Source organism: Ignavibacteria bacterium, from assembly GCA_017302895.1.
Classification (GTDB): domain Bacteria; phylum Bacteroidota; class Ignavibacteria; order Ignavibacteriales; family Ignavibacteriaceae; genus UTCHB3.
Window position 1 is genome coordinate 1151729 of record JAFLBV010000001.1, and the last position, 19290, is coordinate 1171018.

Sequence of the window (19290 nt, forward strand, 5' to 3'; positions counted from 1 at the left end):
GGGAAAGGAATTTTCAATCAAACATTTTTTCTCTTTTTAACCAACATGATGACAGTCCCTGTAAGTATGAGGGCCATTGAAATGTATTGTGAAGGGGTGAGGGGTTGAAATCCCGGGATAAGTGAGTCCTCACGGAAAAATTCGACTGTAAATCTGAACAGACCGTAACCGATTGCAACTGCTGATATCTGATATCCGTCGAACCGGAATTTTTTCCTTGTGAAGGTGATAAAGCCGAAGAGGAGGAAAGCAAATATTGATTCATATAACTGCGTGGGATGAACTGCACATTTACCTCCGGGAAAGGTGACACCAAAAATGGAATCTGTCGGAAGACCACCGCAGCAGCCACCGAGAAAACATGCAAGTCTGCCAATTCCGAGTCCAAAAATCCCGCCATACGACATTCCATCCAAAGCGTTAGAGAGTGAAAAGTTGAATAATGCCCTGCCTGTAAAAAGTGCCGCATACCCCCCAATAAATGCTCCGTAAAACATCCAGCCTGTGTTCAGAAAAGTATCGACGGGGTGTTGCAAAAACCTCTCAGTATCGAAGAAAACAGCATAACTCAACTTCGCTCCCAGCATGGCGAAAATTCCAACCAGGAAAAAGAGCCGCCAGTAGGACTCGATCGGGAAAGAAAGCCGCTTTGCCTCCAGGTAGCAAACCACAGCAAATGCTACAGCTCCGATGGTGGCGAGCAGTGAGTACGAATTGAGCGCGAAACCGCTAAATAGATGTATTACAGGGTGCATTGTCTTATAAAGGCCGGGCAGCGGTGGCTGCCCGGATAAAGTTAAGTATTGTGACAGTTATTTACGGAACTGGAAAATAAGCCTTATGGTGGTACCGTTTCCTGCTTTGGCGGGTTTGGTTGCATAAAGATTTCCATTCAGGGCATCCTCGATAAATTCAAATTCAACCACTCTTGTTTCATCATATTTGATCTTGTAAGACCAAAAGGGTGTTGTTCCGGAAAGTGCCTTGTTCAGCACCTGATAGGTCTTGTTCAAGTCTCTGATATCATAGTTTGTTTCGAAATCGGGTACTGCTTGAATGTCTGCCGCGGTTGGTTTCCACTTGAATACCATATCGATCTTGTCATCACCCTTCAGTTCGAAATACTGATTGGCGGGATCGGTGAAAATAACTTGTGTCGCGGAGATTGTTCCACCGGAAGCATCTCTGTATTCAGCTAACAGTCTCATAAATGTATATCTCTTTAATGGCAACGGGGCGGTGCCTGTAACAGTTACAGTCATTGTTTTGGTGTCATACTCACTATAACCGGCATTTCGTTTTATCCTTGCTCTTACGGTTACAGTATATACTCCGGGCGCATTAAAAGATTTGTTTATGAAATAATTACCGCCACCCCCAATACCAAGCTGTTTACTCCACTCAGTGGCTACAGAGCCGGGAGAGTTGAGTTTTGTGGAATGCTCAATCTCAACATCGGGGACAGGTAACGGAGTTGTTACATCAACAGGAGTTAAATTCGGAGGATCGCACACAGTTGTGGTGTGTACATCCCCCGGAGCATTGTCTATGACTCTAAATGACAGAACAACACCTCGCCCAACATTCAGAGTCACGGCAGAAGTAAGATTAGTTATTGTTGGAGGTGGTACAACTACTGCAGTATTCATAACACCGCCGGTGAAGAGGAAGTAGCCGGCGATCACGGAGACACTCATAACAGCGAATCCATATTTCTTAAGTATTGATTTCATTTTTGTCTCCTTGTTAAAATTTAAATGATAAGCCGGCTATAAGCGTACTCGCTTTTGCCGCGGCATATTCAATGTTCAGATTAATGATTGCCATTCTGAAACTTGCACCCAGAACAAATCTTGCACTGTTTTCACCTTCAATGTCAAACGCAATATTTGCACTTTGCAGACCATTGGGTGTGTCGATCTGTTTTGTGATGTTTACTGAGAGTTTTGTGCTCTCGAGCATAAAACCGGTATACGGGGTAACATCAAGCCATCCAAGGAGACTGAATTTGAAAGAAACATTCATACCGTAACTGGTTGCGGAGAATGATGCACTCTTGTCAAGTTTTGCATTCTGGGTTAAAAAGCCAACAGTAATATCGAGAGGCAATTTACCCGTTAAAGGCTCGAGCCAGTAGGCGACATTGTGTTCAAGACCAAATCCGAAGTAACTGAATGTTCCAATTGAGTCTCCGAGCTTAATCTCGGGTACCATGCGAATTATGGCACGGGTACCTAAAACCGTTCCGATCTTCAGTTGAGGTGCGGCTCCGGGGATTCTTTTCATCCCGTTTAACAATCCTCCTACACCAAGATCAACCAGCTTGGGATTGAGAGTAACTGTTACAGGGAATGGCCCGTTAACCTCTACATTCTCGGGACCGTTGGCACCAAAGAGGACAAAAATGTTGTCTTTTTCACCGCCGGCAATGTTTGCTCCGGAAATTCTTACAGGCATATCGCGAACGAGTAACTGGTTTATAACATCCTCGCGGATAGCCGGATCGCTTACATCCTTTGTTATTTCGAGAAGCTGGGATCTGCTGAAACGGAAAGTTCCATCGACAGAGAAGCGGTTATCCCCCTGAGAGTTGAAACTGGAATACATTCCAACAACCCCGAATTCAAGGTCGAAACCAAATTTCTTGTTTGCAGGAGCGGTGTTCATCCATCCACTGTTGAGGTTGACACCAACATTATTAACCAATGGTGAGATATAAGCTTTACCGGCGAGACTGCCAAGTTTGCTTAAATCACTTTCCAGACCCTGAGCAAAAGACAAGCCAACAGTCAGGGTGCAGAAGAACACAAACAACCGAAGTGTAGATTTTAACATTCGATTATCCTTTCTTTGGGTGATTAAAAACTTAATGGAGAAGCATTAATAGATTAAAAACTATTACCACAGAGCCGTGTACAGTTATTCGGGACAGGGCAGGTACTTGAATCATCTGAATTGTTTGGCACGGAGAACAACAAAATGCGGTGAACCGAATGCAAATATGATCAAAATTGAGGCTGAATGAAATAGGGGCTTTTCCTCATTTTTTCAACAAGGAAGTCACTCCGGCAGCGGAGTTTGGAGTCGGGAAGGCCCGGTTAGCGGTTTTTCGAGAGGGCGTATTTTATGAGAGCTGCTGTGCCGGTGATACCAAGCTTTTTACAGATGTTGCTTCTGTGATTATCGATCGTCTTTATGCTGACAAAAAGTTCATCAGCGATCATTTTACTCGATTTACCCTCCCCGATCAGGTCCATTATTTTTTTCTCCGAAGGAGTAAGCACCTGAACAGGCCCGGAGATCAGGTTGCCTTCACTGTTCCTGATTATCTCAGAGACGGTATCGCTCAAGTAGATACCACCGTTATAAACAATGTTTATCGAGTCGATTATATCATCTATCGCGTTCTCTTTGAGCACATAACCCTTCACGCCAAGGTCAAGCACTTTTTTAATGATCGATTCCTCTTTGTACATGGTAAGGATGATTATTTTTATCGGATTTTGTTCTGCATTTAACAACTCAACCAGTTGCAGTCCGTCCGGCTCAGGCATCTGAACATCGAGAATCGCCACATCAGGTTTATATTTATGAACCATTGTCAGAGCGGTTCGGCCGTCGGACGCCTGACCTAACACTTCAATGTTTTTTTCCTGCTTTAAGATCGTCATCAGCCCCTGAATGAAAACGGGGTGATCGTCAGCCATTACAACTCTGATTCTGTTCAACTATACCTCCACGGGGATGTTAATAATTATCTCGGTTCCCCCGCCCTGAAGAGCGGTAAACCGAATATCGCCATTTAAAAGGTTGATTCTGTGAGACATGCTGCTGAGACCAAATCCCTTGTTTTCCCCGCCTTGGAGTGTTACCAAGCCGACACCGTCATCTGAAATAATGAGGGAGCAATTATTCTCTTCAATGGCCAATTTTACCGAGGCATTCTCAGCTTTAGAGTGCTTTACGATATTATTTACCGCTTCCTGGATCACCCTGTATATCGCGAGTTCTTTGTCAGTGGAAAATTTACCGTCAACCCGGTTGATCTCATGGCTGAACTTTATACTGGTGGAACCCGATGCCCGGGAGAGCAGCTCGATTACAGTTTCTGATAAACCGATCCGTTCGAGATGCAGCGGTTTAAGATTGCCTGCTATATCCCTCACTGTAGAAAGCATCGTGTCGATCGATGAATCTATCTCATTTAGATATGAGCCCGCGAGTTTCACGATTTTCTTGTCGCGCATCGCGAGTTTGGTTTTTGTTTTAATGAAAAGCAGATCCTGTCCAAAGCTGTCATGAAGCTCATATGCGATCCGTTTTCTTTCATCCTCCTGCGACTTGATAAGTTGGCCGGTGAAGGCTCTTTGCGAAGCCGCTTCAAGTTTGGCTTCCTCCTCCTCCTTCAGGCGTGAAATGTCCTGGACTGTACCGGTAATTTTTATCAGTACACCGTTTTCATCGGTGCGGGTCGAATATTTTGAGTTGATCCATCTTATTCCTTTAGGGTGACTGATCCTGTACTCCCTTTCATGATACTGCTCACTGTTCCGCCCATGATAAAAGTAGGTACTCACTATTTCCCTGTCCTCCGGCACAATTCGTGAGAGGAGCGTGTCGCGGAAGTTTTTCTTCAGTTCATCCGGATGTACACCGAACACTTCCGCCATCTGATCGGAATACGAGAACCTGTCGCCCTCCAGATCCCACTCCCAGTTGGCCAGACCGGCGATCTCCTGGGCATATTTAAGGTGTCGTTCACTTCTCTTCAGTTCACCGTGCAAGATATCCAGTTCACTTTTCTGTTCTGACAGTTCGGTGTGCTGCGAGTTCAATTCAGTAAGCAGTGTTTTGAGTTTCTTCCTGCTGGAATAGACCAGTGCAATTAAAACCGAAAGAGACACCAACAGGAAACCGAGGAGATAATTAACGAGCTTTTCGTTTCCAAGAATATCAGAAAGCCGGTTTGTTTCAATCTGGAGATCCCTTATCCTTTCATCTTTCAGTTCATTCTGAAACTTTGCCTGAAATTCCGAGTAGAGATCGTTGTACCTCTCATTGTAGATACTCTCATCAAGGATGGAATGCATATACTGAAACTTTGAGGCTTTTTCCCACTCACCCATCCCCCGGTAGAGTTCCGCCATATTAACAATCGTATTCTTCAGAAGCCCCTTGAGTCTCGCGTTAATCGACAGTCTTAGAGATCTTTGATAGTACTCCATGGCTTCATTATATTTTCTTTCGAGAAATTTCGACATCCCCCTGTTATTCAGGAAAATAATGAGCAGCCAGTTGTCATTGATCTTTTCAGCGATCGAGATTGCTTCCTCTTCCCTGTTATTTGCGTACAGATAACGAGCCAGGAACTGATTTGCTGAATAATCTCCGGGTTTTGTTGATATCACCTTTAGCTGCAGCCTTAAGGCCTCGGCAAATAAACTTTGCGCAAGTTCTGAACCGTCCTCAAGAGCCCCTTTGTAGTAGAAAGCCTTTGCCCTTATTTCAATATCCTCACAGTTTTTAAGAACCTCGTAACCCCGGTTTATGTAATCGCTCTGGAGGTTTCTTAGATCACCAAAATAGTAGGTCCTCCCGATTTTCATATAGAGAAGTGCCGTGTTTATTGAGTCTTTCAGTTGCCGGGCTATTTCCAAAGCGTCGGAGTAATATTTCAGAGCCCTTGATGAAAGGGTTGTGTGAATGTAGATATCGCCCAGAGTTGTCAGAATTCTTTGGATATCAGCGGTTCTGTTCATCTTTCTGGCTGTTTCAAGTTCAATCGAGTATTTTTCAACAAGCTTTTGGTTGTCAACCCCCAAAATCGAGAAGTGAGTGTCAAACAGGTGTTTCAGTGCTTCTCTCTGAGTGAACGGGTTAAGAATGTAAAGACTGTCTTCGAGCGAAAGGGCATGGCTTTTGGGGATACACAGTAAAAACAGTGCACAAAATAAAAAAGGTGACCGGAAGAGATTTTTTTTCACGATTAAACGATTTAATTAAGAGCGCAAACTAACCATTTAATTTTTTATATCATATAGGGGCTTTCACTTATAATGATCCATGAAAAAAGTGCCCGGTCTGGCTGTTAATTGTCTATTGAGGTATTCTCTAGAAATTGTCTTTGCACCGGAAGTTGAATTTGAGGATACATATTTCATTAAAAAAATCGTTAAATTGAAAGCGCTTTCAGAAAAAATCCTAAAGAATGAAAAAAGAAAAAGAATCAACTATCTATGATGTTGCCCGGGTTGCAGGAATGTCGATCGCCACGGTCTCACGCGTTTTTAACAAAAGCCCGCTGGTAACGGAGAAGACAGTAAAACATGTAATGGAAGTGGCACAAAAGCTAAACTTCTCACCGAGTGCCTCTGCCCGTGGACTCAGTGGAGGCAGGCAGGAGACTATTGGTATAGTGCTACCTATTCTTTACGGCAATTTTTTCTCCGATCTGATTTATTCGATGCAGGCTCTCGCGGAGGGGAAAGGTTATGATATTGTGGTAGCAGGGCAGAAGGGGTCACCCGAGGACCTGTTTGCTACTGTAAAAAAACTGAGCACCAAAATAGACGGTTTGATACTGATGTATCACAAGGAGGGTGTAAAGGGGGAAATGGCTAGACGCTTCCCGAAGCTGCCGGTTGTGATGTTAAGCAGATTTGTAAAATTCAAAGAGCATGTGGACATGGTTCTCGACAATTTTGCCGGAGCGAAAATGGCAACAGAACATCTCATCGAACGGGGACACAGAAAAATTGCACTGATTAAAGGAGAAGATGGCAACACAGATGCCATAGAGAGAACTGAAGGATTTCTTTTTGCAACTGATTCCGCAGGAATTCCCCGGGAGAATGTTGAATTGTTGAGTGGCAATTTCAGGCAAATATCGGGATATAACGCCGTAAAAGATTTGTTCGCCCGAAGAAACGATATCACCGCAATATTCTCTTCCAACGATGCAATGGCACTCGGAGCGCTTAACTGGATGCACCAGAATGGTGTAAGCATTCCAGAGGATGTGGCTCTTTGCGGTTTCGATGATATCGAGTTCGCTCAGATGATTCGACCTTCACTTAGTTCTGTCTACCTGAACACACAGCTTTTTGGAGAATCAGCTTTTTGCATGCTGATGGAGCAGATTGAGCAGAGGAAAATTTGCGATATTCCGTTCGGAAGAGTGATAGAACCCGTTTTACGGATTAGAGAATCCTCCTCGCAGCTAAAAGTGATTTAAAATTAAAAGAGACCGGTGGCAGGAATCCCGGTCTCTTGGTAACTCTTTTGTAACCGTTTATTACTTCAAGAGAGTCAGTTTAATTGTTGATGTAAATTCACCCGCCACCAGTCTGCATGTGTAAATTCCCGAAGCAAGGACTGATCCGTCAATATTCATTTTGTGATATCCCTGTGAAAGATCACCCGAGAATATTTCGGCAACCTCTTTCCCTGTTATATCGTATAATCTAAGGTTTACCGTCATCGCTTTGGGGAGTGAGAAGGCAACCGTGGTTGTCGGATTGAATGGATTGGGATAATTCTGAAAAAGAAAAAACCCAACGGGTAACTCTCCCTCCACTTCTGCAAGACCGGAGAATGAAGATGTGCCGTCAAAATCGATTTGCTTAAGACGGTAGTAATATTTTACATCCTCCTGAACAGCACCATCGGTGTAGCTGTAACTCGATGGTGATGCTGTTGATCCCGATCCCTCGACGAATCCAATTGCTTCAAAGTCTTTCCCGTTAATGCTTCTTTGCACTTCGAAGCCATAGTTGTTCGTCTCAGTGCCGGTGATCCACTGGAGGATGACATCATTCCCTGAACGGGTGCCTGTGAAACTGATCAGCTCGACAGGAACGAGTATGGGGAGAATCACCTCGATAGCCCGCTGATAGAGGAGACGATGCCCTGCATTATTCAGATGGATTCCATCTCCCGAGTTGAACTCCGGTGCTATAAATCCATTTGGCTGGGCAAGAGTGGTCCAGAAATCTACTGCATATGGGGCGTACCGGGTAAAAACCGAATCTCTCATACCGGTCAACAGGTCAAGTTGCGACTGGCTGGAAAAATTTCTCGGTTGAGTGGTGGTAATCCAGAGCCTGATGTTGTTTCTGTTTGCAATTGCCACAAGAGTATCATAATTGGCGATTTGTTCCGACATCGGGTAGCTGCTTGCAGCATCATTCGAGGGGAGATTTATAAATATCGCTTTTGGATTATACTCAAGGGCATACGAGATATTGTTGGTTGCTCTGGGGGTCGGCCTTCCGCCGGGTGGAACAAAACCTGTGGGCATCACATGGTAGGAAGTGAAGCCTCCTACAGCAAGGTTGAGGATTTTGTATGTGGTGTCCACACCTGCGATATGCCTTCTGAGCCTGTTCACATAAGCACTGTCGGGAGGATTTGCTCCGGTACCCGCAGAAGTGGATGAACCGAGCACAACTATATAATTGTAATCGTAGATCGAGGCACCACCCGTCATCTTTATGTTGTCGAGGAACAAGGTTCTGGTGACACCATCAGCTATTGACTGACCAAAGAAGATTGTCTTGATTCTGGTAAGGTCACAACTGCCCGGGTTCCTTTTCAAAGTATCGAGAGGTGCCCAAAGCATTGTCCATGCACCTGCAGGGATGCCAAGCGGATTGTACTTTGAGAGGGGAATTTTCGTTGAGCGCTGGTTTGAAAGGTCTTCCACAAAGATTACAGGAAGGTCGGAAGCAGCAACGGGAAATTGAGAATAGACCATGAAGACTATGGAATCTTTCAGGGTCGCATCCCTTCCGGGCCAACCGGGTGCAGCTACGGCAGCAACCCAGTCGCCACCTGTAACAGATTTGTAGCGAAGTTTCAGACCGTTGGTGCCTGAGTAAAATGTATCGGAGACCACCGGGAACTTGACGCCATTTACGGACAGAAGTTCACTCGGCGAAGTGACCTGAAGGTAACTCGGATCGTAATAGTTGGGGATATCACTGTCAGTAAAGAACAGGTAATCCTGTGCCCGCACTTCAGAAATGCAGGCAAACAGGAAGATTAACAGGAGCAGTTTTGAAAATCTAAGCATGGCGATACCTATTTATTCAGGATCATTTTGCCGGAAAAGAGGTTGTTGTTTACTTCGATGGTATAGAAGTAAACTCCCGAGTTAACGGTTTCGCCGGCCGAATTTGTCCCGTTCCAAAGAATTCTGTTGATTCCGGGGGATGCCACTCCATTGAATATTTCAGCCACTTCACTCCCCAGGATATCGCGAATAATCACTCTTACATTCTCTTTTTCAGAGAGGCTAAAGGAGATTGAGGTGGAAGGATTAAACGGATTTGGATAGTTCCCGAGGAGTCTGAACCCGTCGATCATTCCGGAATTGTCCACCATGATCTCATTGGAGTAGTTGACGGAGCCGTCGAGGTCGATCTGTTTCAGTCGATAATAAACGGTACCTTCAAGTGGTTTGCTGTCGATGAAGGAGTATTGGTTTATGAGTGTTGAAGTACCGTGACCTTTTATGAATCCAATTTCGGTAAATTCTGTACCGGCATTTCTTTTTTCGATGGCAAAACCAAAGTTGTTGGTTTCAGTAGCGGTTGTCCATTTAAGTTCAACGCCATTTGTGACAACCGATGCCGAGAAGGAAGCGAGTTCCACCGGGACGAGGGTGGAGATATCGTATCTTAGCACACGGTTGTCTGCCCAGTCGGCTACCCAAAGTTTCTTGCCGGTATTGTCAACCGAGGCACCACGCGGGGTTCTGAGTGAATTTTGTGTTGGAGGATTAAGTCCGGTACCTGTGACAAAATCGGGTTGACCGATCACATAATCAGCGTCTGCACCATTGGCAAGGGTTGCGGCTTGCAGGAACACGGAGATCCGGTTGTTTGATTCCTGAACCACATAAAGATTCCCCAGGATGTCACCGGTTACCCATCTAACATTCCCTGAACCGTTCCGTGTGGTGTTTGCAGTGTTGGTCAGAAAGTCGGGTTGACCCAGCACACCATCGGCGGTATCTCCATTTACGAGAGTGGCAGCATTATTGAACCTGAGAACGCGTCTGTTAGTAAACTCACTTACCCAAAGATTTCCAAGGACATCAACATAAACGCCATTTGCATTGTTTGTTTTAGTTGCGGAAAGTCCTGCAGTACCTGTGACAAAATCAGGTTGACCGATTACAAGATCTGCATTCGCACCATTTGCAAGGGTTGCGGCGTTTTGAAAGCGGAGGACTCTGTGGATGTTGAAATTACTTACCCAGAGGGTTCCGTTTGCCTCAACAAAAATGCCCGCAGGTCCGCTGAATTTGTTCTGAGTTGTAGCTGCACCGTTTGTAGTGAAATCGGGTTGACCGAGGACTCCGTCGGCAGTGTCTCCATTTACAAGATTATCTGCATTGTCCCACCTTGTTACACGGTTGTTGCCGTACTCGCTTACCCAAAGTGTGCCGTTACCATCCACAACTGCGCAGATGGGGTTGTTCATTTTGGAGGCAGTAAGACCGGAAGTGTTGGTGGTGAAGTCAGGCTGACCGATTACGAGTTCTGCATCAGATCCGTTTATGTAGGCATTGGCTGATGAGAATCTGAGAACTCTGTGGTTCCCTCTGTCAGCAACCCAGATTTTTCCGGTTCTGTTGTCGAAGAATACTCCATTAGGTCCGTTAAATTTGTTTATTGCGGTACCGCTTGTAAGAGTGATGTAGTCAAGCTGTCCGAGTACCCCTTCGGCTGCAGGACCATTCACGAACTGTGCGAATGTTGTTCCCGCCAAAAAGGAAAGAAAAAGTACCAGAAATGTAGATTTTTTCATGGGTTCTCCAGTATGTTGAATTGATGTTAAAAGCGAATGTAAGCGCTTACATTTTCTAAAATGAAAGCGCTTACATTTAAAGTGCAAATATATGATTTTTTTTTATTCATGTCAAGAGGGAAGTTTTGAAAGGGAATTCGTTTAGTGGCTTAGCCCAGTCTGATAACCCTGTCAAATCTCTCAGAAACCTCAGGAGAGTGGGTAACACAAATAATTGTCTGAGATTTGAATATTCGAAGTACCATTGTGAGAATTTCAGACTCTGTTTTCTTGTCGAGGGCGGAAGTAAATTCATCGAGGATAAGCACTGCCGGATCCCGGATTATTGCTCTTGCAAGTGCCACTCTCTGCTTTTGTCCGCCTGACATTTCCACTCCTTTTTCACCGTAGACCGTTTTATAGCCATCGGGCATTTTACCGATCAACTCATCCAGTTGCACGAGCTTCGCTACCTCTTCCACCTGATTCAATGGCACATCGTACCAGCCGAAGGCTATGTTTTCAGCCATTCCGATTCTGAAAAGATGAGTTTCCTGTCTCACATAACCGAGATTGGAACGATAAAATTGTACCGGGTATCTGTCAACCGGAACACCACCAAAAAGGATCTCTCCCTGAGTTGGCTTTTGGAACCGCAACAAAAGGGAAAGCAGAGTCGATTTGCCGCTGCCGCTCCCTCCCATAATAGCCACTTTTTCACCCGGTTCCACCACTAAGGAGAAATTCTTAATAATCTCCTTCCCGCCGGGGTAGCTAAAACTGACATTTCTGAACTCGACTGACTCATCTTTTGGCAAGGGATGCCCTGCATTTTCACCTTCGGTTTGTTCCTCTTCCCAGCTCAGAACCTGATCGATCCTCTCGAGAACGGGTCGTGCATTTGTGAATCTTGTTATCCCTTCAACCCCGTCATAGAGAGTCACCATCATATTTACCACATAAGTGTAATAGGCGAACAGAACACCCGTGGTGAGAGACGGATCGTAATTAAGACAAATCAACCAGCCTCCAAAAAGAAAGGGAATTATTCCGATAAAGAGACCTGTGGATTCGGTAATATTCAGGGTGATCCAGGTGAATTTGAGCAATTTTGTGTTCACTTTTCTGTAATTATCTGCATTTTTGCCAAAAAGTCCAACCATCTCTTTCTGCTGACGAAAAAAACGGATCTCTTTTTCTCCGTCTATAAGGTCTATGGCCGATGTGTTGAGTTTTGATAGAGCATTGCGAACTGCAGATGAGAGTTTTCCCAGGGGGGAATTCAATTTGTTGACAAGGAGGGCATATCCGAATATTGAAATGATGCTGACCAGGCCCAGTTGCCAGTACCAGACCATTATGGTTACTGCAATCACAAAAGCGATTAGAAACTGAAGAGTGGCGTTCAGTCCCTTTTCAAAAAATGTTGTCGCCATCAATTCAACATCGGACGATATGCGGGTCATCAGGTCGCCTTCCGAGTGTGAATTGAAAAAAATGTGATTTTTATGAAGCACTGAATTCATTAAACGGCAACGCAATCTGTAGAAAACCCTCTCTACAGCCCCAGCAAGGCGGGAAATGTGTAATCCCCAAAGAAAACTCCTGATGATCAGAGCTAAGGCAATAAATCCGCCATACATGATTACGCGGGAGATATCGCGGGCAGGCAGAACTTCATCTATCATCTGCTGCAGAAGCCACGGCACACCCATAAGACAGAGAGTCGACAGGATATTCAACAACGCAGCGAAAAGGAATGAATATTTTTCGACAATCAGATCCTCGCCAAGTATTTTCCTGGTCAACTGAATCAGTGAAACTTCTTTATTCTTATCCATTTCGGCAACACTTCCCGGGTGTCAAGGGAGAATCTCCTGATACCAGTCTCCCGATGCAATATTTATAAACCGCTTTCTTTCTGTCAGGCATTTCACTACATCGATCATGCGGATTTGCTGGTTGTCGTATGTTCGGAAGTAAATTTTAAGATTGACATGATCTGTCACGGTACTCCAAAGATTCGAAACCTTTCCGAAATTTTTGTAATCCATATCATTTTCATGGTATGTAATGTCAAGTCTCCCCAATATTCTGAAACAGTTGGCGACAGCTTCTTTAAGTGATTTTGACTCTTCAACCATTTCATTTAGCCAACAGAGCATCAAAAATCTTTCATCGTTGTAGGAGTCATCGAGAACATTCGCAATTCCGCGGATGCCGGCAAGTGCGGGATCTTTACTAACGACTTCCTGATATTCTTTCAGCTTTTTGTGTTGAATCTCGAATGGAGGGTTGTTGGTCATAACAGGGAAGTCATGGAAATGAGTTTTGCCGTTAAGAAATTCAACCAGGAGAGATCTTTTTTCTCTGTCATGGAAAATCAGATGAAGCGGGAATTTTCGCCCCATTCCTTTCACATTCATGAGATAAAATGTATGGCTGTTTAGCAATTCCTTTACTTCGAGAGTATTGCGACAACTCCCCAGGGCAAAAACTATCAGATAGACATAGGGAATTGGTTTTTTGTGGGGGTAGTCTTCAGCCTTCTCATAGACAGTTTCCTCCATCCATTGAGCAGAAACTGAAAGACCTTCACTGTTCAGAGCATCTTTGTAAAACGGTTTTCCGGCGATGTTTAACCCTACAAAACCGTATTTAGTGACATAATTCCAAAGCGTGATACCTTTTTCGTCATTAATCTTTATCTCCGTACCTGCAACCACAGGTACGAATCTGCTTTGGATTCTGCTGTCGTGGTCGAGAATTGTTCCGGACAGCACAAATTCGCCTGATTTACCAAGGAGGAAATTTACGCACATAATGACCTTGTTTCAATCGAAAAATGTTTGATCAGTTTGGAGGTCCCTGAAAAATATTTTGCCGGATTCCAAAATGTCCAATAGAGAAACACTATGATTCAACAGATTAAAAATAATGAAATATTGAATCCATACCAGATTTTGGATTGATAACAGCTGCAAATGCACGAAAGCAGGGGAATTCGTCAAACAGCTATTTTATTCCCAAATCCTCACACAGTTTTTTGCTCATCTCTAATGCGCTGTCAAAATCGTATGACTTAATACTTTTCGTAAGTTCATCGAGAGCAGCCCTGATATTCCCTGCTCCGGGGACTTGATTAATTTCAACGATTTTAGCGGTGGAATCGATATCGTTGTCCTCCAAAAGTGGAATCAGCTCATTCATCAGCCTGCTTACAGTATCAATATCCAGCTCTGAAAAATCATCTTCTGCGGCGGGAGTTTCAGTACTCTTTTTCCATTCACCGATTTCTTTTAAGACTTGATGCAGTTTTTGATCAAATTCAGAAATCACAGCTTCGTATTCCTCGGGTGAATCCTCTTTTAGCAGAGCCTCGAGCTTTGCAGCCACAAGTTGAAGTTCGACGGCACCAATATTTCCGGCAACTCCTTTCACCGTATGAGCCAACCGGACAGAAAGCTCCTTGTCGTCATTCCGGACTGCAGTTTTTATGTTTTCGACCGTATTGATATTGTTTTCGAAGAATTTCCGGATCAGGTCGGTATAGAGTCTCTTATTACCGCCAACCCGATAAAGGCCGTTTGTTGTGTCAATCGTCGCGAATTGTGGTAATTCGATATCTACAGAGCTTTTAGTTTCCTGTTTCTGAATCTCAACGGTCTGACGCTCTCCCGGCTTAATCCAGGTAACCAAAGCACCAAACATTTCATCGGGGTCGATAGGCTTCGTCACAAAATCCATCATCCCTACCTGAATACATTTCTCTTTTATTCCCATCATCGCATCTGCTGTCATTGCCACTATCGGGAGATGGTTGTATCGTTCATCTTTTCTGATTGTCATAGTTGCTGTATATCCGTCCATCACCGGCATTTGTAAATCCATCAGAACAATGTCGTACTTCGACGGAATGCCGGAGGAAAGCACTTTTTCGACCGATTCCTTTCCGTTATTGGCGATTTCAACTATAAATCCGGCACTCTCGAGCAACTCAGATGCCACCTGCTGATTAATCTCATTATCTTCTGTGAGAAGAATGCGGGCGCCCTTTATGCGGGATATCGCCTCAGAATGTTTCATCCCCTTGTCGAGCCGTTTCCGTTCAGTCCGAATTTCCTTGCCGCATACCTCCATAATTGTGTCAAAGAGGTGGGAGTATGAAACCGGTTTCCTGAGAAATGCCGTGATACCAATTGAAGCGGCTTCCTCGACTATATCTTCCTTCCCGAAGGCAGAGAGCATAATTATTTCGGGCGCTGCTTCAGTAAATTCGCTTAGGATTGTTTTTGCTGTCTGAATACCGTCCATTTCGGGCATCTGCCAGTCCATGAAAACGAGAGCGAAAGGATTTTCTTTGTTGGCGCGTATGGTTTCGATTGCCTCTCGTCCCGAAGCTGCAGTTGTTACCATAAACGAAAATGATTCCAGTGCCTCCCTTAATATCAACCGCGCCGTTTCGTTATCATCGACAACAAGGACATTCATCCCCCGGAGGTCAATTGTAAGCTGGTATGCATCCTGTTTCTGGTCTTTCTGAATATCAAGGAGAGTGGTGAAGAAGAAGGTACTCCCTTTCCCAAATTCACTCTCAACCCATACTTCGCCGCCCATAAGTTTTGCGAGTGACTTGGAAATTGCCAGCCCCAGACCTGTTCCGCCATATTTCCGGGTGGTAGAGCTGTCAGCCTGACTGAACGACTGGAACATTTTTGCCTGCTGCTCCGGCGTCAGACCGATTCCGGTGTCTTTGACAGAAAAACAAAGCAGCACTTTATCACCAATTTTTTCAGCTATGGTGGCAGATATAATTATCTCACCTTTTTCGGTAAATTTGACAGCATTACTGCAAAAATTTGTGATTATTTGTCCGATTCGTAAAGGATCACCAATAAGGTCGGTTGGCACCTCTCTGGAAATTCGTATGCTGAATTCCAGTCCTTTTTCCTGGGCTTTTTGGGAGATCAGACTTGAGACACTGTCCATAACAGTTTCAAGATCGAACTCGATGGTCTCAATATTTAGTTTTCCGGCTTCAATTTTCGAGAAGTCGAGAATATCGTTTATGATACCGAGGAGGGCCTGTGCGGATCGTTCGATCTTGACAAGATAATCGAGTTGTTTTTTGTCAAGCTCTGTTTTGAGTGCGAGATGTGAGAGCCCTATAATGGCATTCATCGGAGTACGGATTTCGTGACTCATGGTTGCCAAAAACTGACTTTTTGCTACGGTGGCAGCCTCGGCCAGCTCCTTTGCTTCCGCAAGTTCCGCCTCAAATTTTTTCATTTCCGTGATGTCAAACCGGATCGACAGGTATTCGACAGGCTCACCGTTTTCATTGAGTATAGGCGCAATAACGGCATCAACCCAGTAAAAAGATCCGTCTTTTGCTTTGTTTCTCACCTGCCCGCGCCACACCTTCCCTGCCTTGATCGTATCCCACAATTCCTTAAAGAATTCTTTTGGGTGCAATCCGGAGTTGATAATCCGGTGGTTTTTACCGATTACTTCGTCCCTGCTGAATTTGGAGATTCTGCAAAACTCATCGTTTGCCTCGGTAATTATTCCGCTCGAATCCGTGAGTGATACAATGGCCGATTTGTTAAGAGCAAGGTTCTGAGACGACAATCGTGAGTTAATCAGTTCGATCTCGGCGGTTCTTTGTCTGACTATCTCTTCGAGGTGAGTTTTTTGTCTCTGCAATCGTCTTGTGTAATATTTTACGCCCAACCCGGAAACAGAAATCACAAGGAAGAAATAAATGAGATATGCCCACCATGTTGCGTACCAGGGAGGGTGGACTCTGAACGAATACTCGGCAACCGTACTTTCGACACCGTAAACATTTCTTGCAACCACTTTAAAGGTGTAATCACCACCGGGAAGGTTTGTAAAAACAGCTCTGTTTTCTTTGCTCCAGTTGCTCCACTCGTCTGAAAAGCCTTCAAGAAAATATTTGTATTCGATCTGCTCAGGTTCCTCATAGAAAATACCCGAGAAGTGAACGGTAACTGAATTATACTTCGCATCGAGAACGGGAATAAAGTCATCCGTTTGTTCCGGAGAAATAATACGAAGTGTATCAAAGGCTTTAGAGAAGGCACCATTGAAGACAAGAGAGTCTTTCCCGAAAACAACTTTCCGGATGATTACGGGGAACGATTTTTTGAAATCTCTGGCTGTTGAATAATTAAATGAAGAGTAGCCTTCCGGAGTTGTAATGCCGATACTTTTATCACTGTGCAGGAAGACTAAATCAGTCGCAAAAGATGTCAGTAGCCGGTTAAATCCGAAGGAATTTTTTTCGACAATTCCATTGCTCACATTCGCAAAGAAGATTAAATCCCCGAAAATAAGATATTTCCCGGTATCAACTTTTAAAATCTGAGTTACAGGGCTCTTAATTTTATCGCCAAAAATGGAAGTATAGCTAAACTGAACCGGAGAAGCGGGATCATTTTTCTTTGTGAACTCCGGTTTCAAAACTCCATTTTTGGTTGCAATAAATATCTCATTATCGATTTGACAGACATAGTTCTTATTAAGTGCAGGTAAACGGCTGTTTAAACCAAGGTGTGTGACATAATAATTCTTCACATCACCGTTTCTAAACCTGATATAATATATTCCATTGTATCTGGTTGAAACCCAGATATCACCATTCTTGTCAGCGACAAGGGCTGTGAGTCCTTCCTTTATTTCAGGAATGACAAAATCTTCAACCAGTTTAAAATTCTGTGCAGTTGGTTTATCAATAATTCTTGCACAATGGAACTGGTTGCCGGTATTGAAGAAAATCCAATCCGGATATTTTTTGTTTCCGGTGATAAATTGAACACTTTCGCCAGATTTTACATTGTAAACATTTCTTGCAAAAGTGTCCTGAATAGTCCAGATTCCCCCTGAACCGGCACTGACCAGAATACCGTTAGAGTTCAAAAAAGTCCAGCAATTTCCTTTATATGTGCTTAGATTGCTAAAAGAGTGATTGTCTGTCTTGGAATTGTGTTTGTATTTTGGCAGATATGAAACCCCGTCAAGACTGCCGATATAAATCCTGCCCTCAAACTCAATCAAGGAGTAAATGGTTTTGGGTGCATTCTGATCGCTTCCGTAGAATCGAAGCGGGTAATTTATGTCAACTTTAATCAATCCGTTTCCTGTGGATGTCCACAAATTCCCGAATGACTCAGCGAAGAGGAAGAGGGGCATGCCTTCGGGGAATCCTCGTTCGTGATTAATTATTTCAATAAGATCACCCGAGTTGGAAAGGATAACTATACCGCCTGTTTTTGTTGCAACGGCAAACTTTGTTTCATCAATTTTTTTAATGAAGTATATGGTGTGAAGGTTCAGGTATTTTTGGGCGGTTGTGGAAAAGTTTTCAATTTTTTGCGTAACGCTGTTAAACAGTTGCCAATCCGCTTTGGAATTACAAACAAGTATTCTGTTGCCGGGCAAACCGGTCAGGTATCGGAATGCCTTGGTTGAATCGTTGAGACCGGGTAATGGTTGAAAACTGTTTCCCTTCAGCAAACATATACCTTTGGTGCGGTGAATAAGATAGATCTCGTTGTTTGCTTCCGACGCTAAAAATTGAACCAGATCAACATTGATTGTTGTAATTGTGTTCTTGTAGTACCTGAAAATACGCTTTGGAGAGATAAAATAGACACCATTGGGACCGGAGATGGTAGCCCAGACATTTGTAAAATGCCTCTCCTTTTCAGGCAGGCGTTGCGAGAGAGATACATATTCAAGATCACCGCGCAAATTTGGTTTAAGGTAACCAAATTCATCTACACCGCCTGCATAGATTGTTCCCAAACTGTCGATTGCCAAAGAACGGACGACAGAATTGTTGCTGTTATAATGCTGCTTCCAGTTTATTCCATCCAACTCAAGGATACCAGAATTGTTCGCGAAGAACATGACTCCCCGTTTATCCTGAACAGCGGCCCACAATTGTGTACTCCCCAGACTCTCTTTTGGAGAGTATAGTCTCATCAATGGTGCACCGTTCCCCGCAATCCATTGTGGAAAGATATCGATAGTGAAGAAACAATAAAGGAGGAACAAAAGGAGAGTTCTTGAAAACGGATCAAATGACTTGCACGATGAATCCCGTTTCAGACTTCGCAGGGAATCATCGATGGTGGAAATAAATATCTCAGGTTTGGTGTCTGCCATAGTCCGGTATTCTCTATGCTGCCAACTGAATAAATTCGTAATTTTCAGGTAAGGCATCTGTCACATTAACAGTGATATTTCCATTAAAAAGAATGATTCACCATTTTCTGGAAATCTGCGATACACTATCCAAATATAATAAAATTCCCTTGCTTTAAATAGCAAAACCCGCCGGTTTCAGCATGACTGAATTATCAATCTGAGCCCCGGCGGGTATTTTATTGTAAAAGTACAACACTCTCCTGCTTTCAGCAATCTGTCACACAATAGCCATACAGTCATTTCGCAAGATGGTTATTGAGA

At 44.0% G+C, this 19290-nt stretch carries 11 protein-coding genes; 1 reads left to right on the forward strand and 10 read right to left on the reverse strand.

Going from position 1 to position 19290, the window contains the following annotated elements; all coding sequences use genetic code 11:
• Positions 1-17 precede the first annotated feature (17 nt).
• The 5 genes from J0L60_04470 to J0L60_04490 all read right to left on the reverse strand — a co-directional run bounded on the left by J0L60_04470 (position 18) and on the right by J0L60_04490 (position 5984).
• Complete coding sequence (locus tag J0L60_04470) at positions 18-755, reverse strand: prolipoprotein diacylglyceryl transferase (protein ID MBN8545370.1); 738 nt, start codon at positions 753-755, stop codon at positions 18-20.
• Positions 756-812: 57 nt separating this feature from the next.
• Positions 813-1733: a hypothetical protein gene (locus J0L60_04475; protein MBN8545371.1), complete on the reverse strand. Its 921-nt coding sequence runs from the start codon at positions 1731-1733 to the stop codon at positions 813-815.
• A 13-nt stretch (positions 1734-1746) separates the two neighbouring features.
• Positions 1747-2835: a hypothetical protein gene (locus tag J0L60_04480; protein MBN8545372.1), complete on the reverse strand. Its 1089-nt coding sequence runs from the start codon at positions 2833-2835 to the stop codon at positions 1747-1749.
• Positions 2836-3098: 263 nt separating this feature from the next.
• Positions 3099-3728, reverse strand: a complete 630-nt coding sequence (locus J0L60_04485) for a response regulator transcription factor (protein ID MBN8545373.1) — start codon at positions 3726-3728, stop codon at positions 3099-3101.
• Positions 3729-5984 (reverse strand): PAS domain-containing protein, encoded by a 2256-nt coding sequence (locus tag J0L60_04490; protein ID MBN8545374.1) that lies wholly within the window; start codon positions 5982-5984, stop codon positions 3729-3731. It lies immediately after the preceding gene.
• Between the two features lie 224 nt (positions 5985-6208).
• Between J0L60_04490 and J0L60_04495 the strand changes: the two genes are divergently transcribed.
• Positions 6209-7234 (forward strand): LacI family DNA-binding transcriptional regulator, encoded by a 1026-nt coding sequence (locus J0L60_04495; protein MBN8545375.1) that lies wholly within the window; start codon positions 6209-6211, stop codon positions 7232-7234.
• A gap of 60 nt (positions 7235-7294) precedes the next feature.
• Here J0L60_04495 and J0L60_04500 read toward each other — a convergent pair whose 3' ends face one another.
• From J0L60_04500 to J0L60_04520, 5 genes are all read right to left on the reverse strand, one after another.
• The gene (locus J0L60_04500; protein ID MBN8545376.1) at positions 7295-9073 is read right to left on the reverse strand and encodes a T9SS type A sorting domain-containing protein; all 1779 of its coding nucleotides are present in this window, start codon (positions 9071-9073) and stop codon (positions 7295-7297) included.
• An 8-nt stretch (positions 9074-9081) separates the two neighbouring features.
• Entirely contained in the window at positions 9082-10815 is a 1734-nt protein-coding gene (locus J0L60_04505) for a T9SS type A sorting domain-containing protein (protein MBN8545377.1), read from the reverse strand.
• Positions 10816-10964: 149 nt separating this feature from the next.
• Positions 10965-12635 (reverse strand): ABC transporter ATP-binding protein, encoded by a 1671-nt coding sequence (locus tag J0L60_04510; GenBank protein MBN8545378.1) that lies wholly within the window; start codon positions 12633-12635, stop codon positions 10965-10967.
• A gap of 21 nt (positions 12636-12656) precedes the next feature.
• The gene (locus J0L60_04515) at positions 12657-13616 is read right to left on the reverse strand and encodes a linear amide C-N hydrolase (protein MBN8545379.1); all 960 of its coding nucleotides are present in this window, start codon (positions 13614-13616) and stop codon (positions 12657-12659) included.
• 193 nt (positions 13617-13809) lie between these two features.
• Positions 13810-18987, reverse strand: a complete 5178-nt coding sequence (locus J0L60_04520) for a response regulator (GenBank protein MBN8545380.1) — start codon at positions 18985-18987, stop codon at positions 13810-13812.
• Positions 18988-19290: the final 303 nt, after the last annotated feature.